The organism is Nocardia cyriacigeorgica NBRC 100375 (genome assembly GCF_000308555.1).
GTDB classification, from domain to species: Bacteria; Actinomycetota; Actinomycetes; order Mycobacteriales; family Mycobacteriaceae; genus Nocardia; species Nocardia cyriacigeorgica.
Window position 1 is genome coordinate 1 of record NZ_BAFY01000137.1, and the last position, 5,726, is coordinate 5,726.

Genomic DNA, 5,726 nt, shown 5'->3' on the forward strand with positions numbered 1-5,726 from the left:
ATGCCGGTCGGTCCCGGTCTCGTACAACGCCACCCGGATCGGCGCCTGGCTGCGCAGATCGAAAGCCGTACCCGGCGAACTCGGCGACCAGCGCGTCGACATCGGCCCCGCGGGCGTCGATGGGGTCCAGGTGCAGCGGGATGTCGGTGGCGGCGTGGATGACCTGGCTCGGACCTTCCGACGTTTCCGGGAAGGTGGTGCGCAGGCTTTCGTGCCGGTCGAGGACGTCGAAAAGGCCCGCCCGCAGCGCGGCGATGTCGAGCTTGCCGTCCAGGCGCACGGCCAGGGGCATGTTGTAGGCGGCCGCGTGCTCGGCGAACCGGTTGAGAATCCACAGCCGCTGCTGCGCGGGCGAGAGCGGGATGCTCGCCGGGCGGCCGGTCGGCCGTAGTGCCGGAGAGGAGGTGTCGAGGTGCTGGGTGGAGAACCGTTCGGCCAGTGCCGCGATGGTGCCTGCCTCGAACAGATCGCGGATGGTCACCCCGGCGCCGAGGGTGCCGTTGATCCGGGCGACCGCGCGCGCGGCGATCAGCGAATTGCCGCCGAGATCGAAAAAGCCGTCCTCCACGCCGATGTCGTCGATCTCGAGTACCTCGGCGAAGATGTTGGCCAGCACCCGCTCGACCTCCGTGCGCGGCGCTATGCTCGCGCGGCCGGTGGGCCGGACATGCGCGGCGGGCGCGGGCAGCGCGGCACGATCGATCTTGCCGTTGGCGCTGAGCGGCAGCTCGTCGAGCTCCATCAGGGCCGTCGGCACCATGTAGGAGGGCAGCGTCTCGCGCAGGCCGGTGAGCAGGGCCGCGGTGTCGAGCCGCTCGGCCGCGTCGTCGCCTCGGGCACCGGGTGCGGCGACCACATAGGCGACCAGTTCGTCGCCGGTACGCCCGGTGTGGGCGATGCAGACCGCGCGAGCGACCCGATCGTCGGCCAGCAGGGCGGCCTCGATCTCGCCGAGTTCGATGCGCTGTCCGCGAATCTTGACCTGGAAATCGGTGCGCCCCAGGTATTCCAGGACACCGCGCTCGGGCCCACCGGCCGAACCGCGGCCACGCAGGTGCCAGCGCGCGAGATCGCCGGTGCGGTACATCCGGGTGCCGGGAGTGAACGGATTGGCGACGAACCGGTCGGCGGTGAGCCGCGGCTGACCGAGGTACCCGCGAGCGAGCTGGGTTCCGGCCAGGTACAGCTCCCCCACCCCACCGGGCGGCACCGGCTGCAATCGCGCATCCAGCACATAGGTCTGGGTGTTCCAGACCGGCGAGCCGATCGGAACCGACTCCGGGTCGGCCGGGCAGGGCCAGTAGGTGACGTCGACGGCTGCCTCGGTCGGGCCGTACAGATTGTGCAGCCGCGGCCCGGGCAGGGCCGCGTGGAAATCGCGGACGGTGGCCGGCGGCAAGGCCTCACCGCTGCAGAACACCCGGCGCAGCCCGGTGCAGCCGCGCACATCGGTATCGGTGACGAACACCGACAGCATCGACGGTACGAAATGCGCTGTGGTGACGCCCTTGGCCGCGATGACCTCGGCCAGGTAGCTGGGGTCGCGATGCCCGTCCGGCCGGGCCACCACCAGCCTGGCGCCGATCTGCAACGGCCAGAAGAACTCCCAGACCGAGACGTCGAAGGTGGCCGGGGTCTTCTGCAAGACCGCGTCACCGGCGTCGAGGGGGTATTCGTGCTGCATCCATTGCAGCCGGTTGACGATGGCGGCATGGCTGACGCCGACGCCCTTGGGGTTACCGGTGGAACCGGAGGTGAAGATGACGTAGGCCAGATGATCGGGACGCAGTGGGGCCGAGCGGTCGGCATCGGTGATCGGATCGGGCGAGTAGCCGGACAGATCGGCGGTGTCGAGGATCAGTCCTGGCGCGTGCTCGGGGAGGTTGGCCGCGTCCGCGGCAGCCGTCAGCACCGCGACCGGCGCGGCCTGCTGCACGATCCGCTCCATCCGCTCACGCGGGTAGTCGACGTCGAGCGGGAGATAGGCCGCGCCCGCCTTCACGATGGCGTACAAGCCGACCACCAGGTCCAGGCTGCGGCGCAGGTAGACACCGACCACCCGATCGGGCCCGGCGCCACGGTCGATGAGCATCCGGGCCAGCCGGCTCGAGCGTTCGTCCAGTTCGCGGTAGGTGAGCGATTCGTCCTCGAACTCGACCGCCGTCGCGTCGGGGCAGGCCGCGGCACGGGCACCGAACAGCCCGGCCAGCGTATCGGCGGCAACGGGCACCTCGGTGGCATTCCAGGCCTGCAGCACCCGATGACGCTCGGCGTCGGTGATCGCGGTCAGCGACAGGGCCTTGGTTTCGGTGCCCGCGGTAAGGAAACGGGCGAGGAAATCCAGGAATCGTTCGTGGTGCATGGCGAGTTCGGTCTCGCCGTAGAGCTGCGGGTTGGCCTCGAAATCGATGTGGATGCGATCGCCGACCCCGTTGTAGAGGTTGATCGACAGATCTTCGACCGGACCGGTGGCCAGCACATGCAGCGAGCCGAGCAGACTGCCGAACTTCAGCTCGTTGTGGAACAACATGATGTTGACCATCGGGCCGAAGAACCCGCGCGCGTCGCGCGAGTATCCGCAGTCGCGCCGGATGTCGTCGTGGCGGTAGCGCTGATGCCGCAGCGCGCCGGTGATCTGCAGTTCCACCGCACGTACCACATCGCGCACGGTGGTCTCCTCGGCGAACCGCACCCGCAGCGGCACCACATTCGACACCACACCGGCCGAGCGGCGCAGCGCGACGGTGGTGCGAGCCGAGACCGGCAGGCTCAGCACCACGTCGTCGGTGCCGGTGACCGAGCGGACATAGCAGGCCAGCGCGGCGGCGAACAACGTCGAGTTGGCGGCGCCGAAAGCCGTGCTGGCCGCGGTGACGGCGGCTTCGGTGCGCTCGTCCAGCACGGCGGTGGCCCGGCGGCGGCCCGGATCGGGCATCGGCACGGCACTGTTGGCGTTGGACAGGCTGAGCGTGCCGCCCACGCCGTCCAACTGCTCCATCCAGTACTCGCGGTCGCTGCGGAAACGCGCGGAATCGCGGTAACGGGACTCGTCGGCGTAGATCTCGGCCAGCGGGGTGGCCCGGGAGACCGCGGGCTCGGTCTGGTTCTCGATCGCGGTGTAGATCTCGGCGGTGCGGGTGAGCGCGTTCATGGCGCCGTAACCGTCGATGACGATGTGGTGCGCGCGGGCGTACCAGATGTAGTCGTTGTCGCCGTAGCGCAGCACCGCGTTGGTGATGAGCGGATCGTTGTCCAGGTCGATCGGCGAGCTGGCATGCTCGTTCATCCACTGCATGGCCGCGGCGTGCGGGTCGGCCTCGCCGCGCAGATCCACCCGGGCCCAGCCCGGCCGGTGGAACGGATCCACCACCTGGTGCGGTACGCCATCGATTTCGACCAACCGCAGCAGTCCGACCTGGGTCTCGGCGCCGAAGCGCTCGATCGAGTAGAGCAGCCGGCCCGCGTCGAGGTCACCGTGGATCTCCACGTACTGCGCGATGGTCAGCGGCACGTCCGGGCGAATGCGCTGCGCGTACCACAGGGCTGTCTGCGCAGGCGACAAGGCGAACGGTTGTGCTGAGAATTCGCCCGATGAACATTGGTCGACACGATCCGTGGCCAATGAACTCATCAATCACTCCGTTCTGCCGCTGTTCACGCAACTCCCCGAGCACTTCACGGTCGGCGCGCACGCGCCTAGCCGTAGGACGTAGTCCACGAATGATGATTCGGAGCGTCATGGCGGCCGGATTGCCGGGGGTTCGGATTTGTTTCACTTCCAACGGCCTTGGCACAACGCCACTTTGGACAGCTACATTTTCGCTATCTGGCGTCGGCCGGAAACTTTCCGACAGGAACGCCGGAAAATGGCGCGCTGACGTGCCGGTCCCACCGGCCGACGGCTATCGTCGGGCGAACCAGGAATTCCACCGCGCCGCAAGACCGCACGTTCGCTCGAACCAGACAGATAACGGGCGTTCGGTTAGCCCAGCGCCTATAGCGCAGACGGGTGCGCCGGAAATTCGGGCGAAGACGCTCGCTCGGTCGGCTCATTCGGGCGCCGGGTTCGCCGGCGGATTGCCGCGACCGCCAACGCGGCGGCGGTGAGGATGATGGCCGCCCATTCCGGTGCCGCACCGAGCCGGGTGGCCACCGTCGTCGAACTCCGCAGTGGAAGCTCGGCGATCAACGCCGCGGGCACGAACAGCTCGGTCTGCTGACTCACCGCGCCGTCGGCGGTGATCATGGCGCTGACACCGGTCGTGGCCGCGACGACGAGCGCCCGCCCGTGTTCCACCGCGCGCACCCGGGACATGGCCAGCTGCTGATAGGTCATCTCGCTGTCGCCGAAGGTCGCGTTGTTGGTCGGCACCGTCAGCAGCTGCGCGCCCGCGGCCATGGAATCACGGAAGGCGCGGTCGAAGGCCACCTCATAACAGGTGGCCACGCCCAGGTCGACCCCGGCGATGCCGACCGTGCCGTCGCCGTGGCCGGGAACGAAATACCCGGCGCGATCGGCGTATTCGGAGAACAATCGGAAGAACCCGCGCATCGGCAGGTACTCACCGAAGGGCTGGATGATGCGCTTGTCGTGCCGATCGGCAGGGCCGGACTGCTCGGTCCAGACCATCATCGAGTTGGTCGTGGTGCGGTCGTCGTTGACCAGCACGGCGCCGATCAGGATAGGGGCGCCCACGCGGCGCGCGGCGCGCGTGATGATAGTGGCGGCGTCGGCGTTGCGCAGCGGGTCGATATCGGAGGAGTTCTCCGGCCAGATCACCAGATCCGGCTGCGGCGCGCGGCCTGCGGCGATGTCATCGGCCAGCTGTTCGGTGCGGCGGGCGTGGTTGTCGAGGACGGCGCGGCGCTGGGCGTTGAAGTCCAGGCCGAGCCGGGGCACGCTGCCCTGGATGGCGGCGACGGTGACGGTCGATTCACCGTCGCCGGGAGCCGGCAGCGTGGGGCGCAGGGCGAGTCCGGCCACCGGCATGACCGCGATGACGACGACCGCGGCGAGGACCGCAGGTCGACCGCCGCCGCCGCGCACCGCCACGACCAGCGCCGCGATCCCGGTGCCGGTCAGCGCAGCCGCGAAGCCGACCAACGGAGCACCGCCATAGGCGGCCAACGTCAGAAACCATCCGTCGGCCTGTCCGAAAGCCAACCGCCCCCAAGGGAATCCGCCGAAGGGAAAACTGGAACGCCCCCATTCCGCTGTCGTCCAGGCGAGCGCGACCCACACCGGCCATCCCGGCAGAGTACCGAGCAGCCGGGCCATCAGACCGAACAGACCGACATAGACCGCGCACGCCGCCGACAGCGCCAGCCACGGCACCGGGCCGACGTAGATGCCCGTCCACGGCAGCAGCGGCAGGAAGAATCCCAGCCCGGCCAGCACTCCGTAGCCGAAACCACCCCGCAGCCTGCCGGTGCCGCGCACGGTCAGCGTCAGCAGTGCGATCCCGGCGGGCGCCAGAAACCACCACGGTCGCGGCGGAAAGCTGCCGAACAGCAGCACGCCGGAGACGACGGCCGCCACCGCCCGGATGAGGACCGGATGCCGGTCGAGCAGCGCAGCCGGACGCGAGCAGAAGCCGGCGGACTCAGCCGCCATAGATGGTCACTCCCCGGTGCACCGTGCGCAGGCAGCGCGGCAGCGCGTCTTCCGGGGCGAGCGAGGGCAGACCGGGAACGCGCGAGCGCGGGTCGGTCGACCAGCGCTGCAC

The 5,726-nt window shown here is 69.4% G+C and carries 2 protein-coding genes; both read right to left on the reverse strand.

Translation table 11 applies throughout. From position 1 onward, the window contains the following. Positions 1 to 3,631: non-ribosomal peptide synthetase (locus tag RJ05_RS13565; protein WP_255220935.1), on the reverse strand; the 3,631-nt coding region annotated here is incomplete at its 3' end. A gap of 363 nt (positions 3,632 to 3,994) precedes the next feature. Continuing rightward, on the reverse strand, positions 3,995 to 5,614 hold the full coding sequence (lnt, locus tag RJ05_RS13570; RefSeq protein ID WP_051016543.1) for an apolipoprotein N-acyltransferase: 1,620 nt from the start codon (positions 5,612 to 5,614) through the stop codon (positions 3,995 to 3,997). Positions 5,615 to 5,726: the final 112 nt, after the last annotated feature.

Coding starts and splice junctions, on each gene's coding strand:
- lnt (WP_051016543.1), bottom strand. CDS start 5,614: ATGGCGGCTGAGTCCGCCGGCTTCTGCTCGCGTCCGGCTGCGCTGCTC.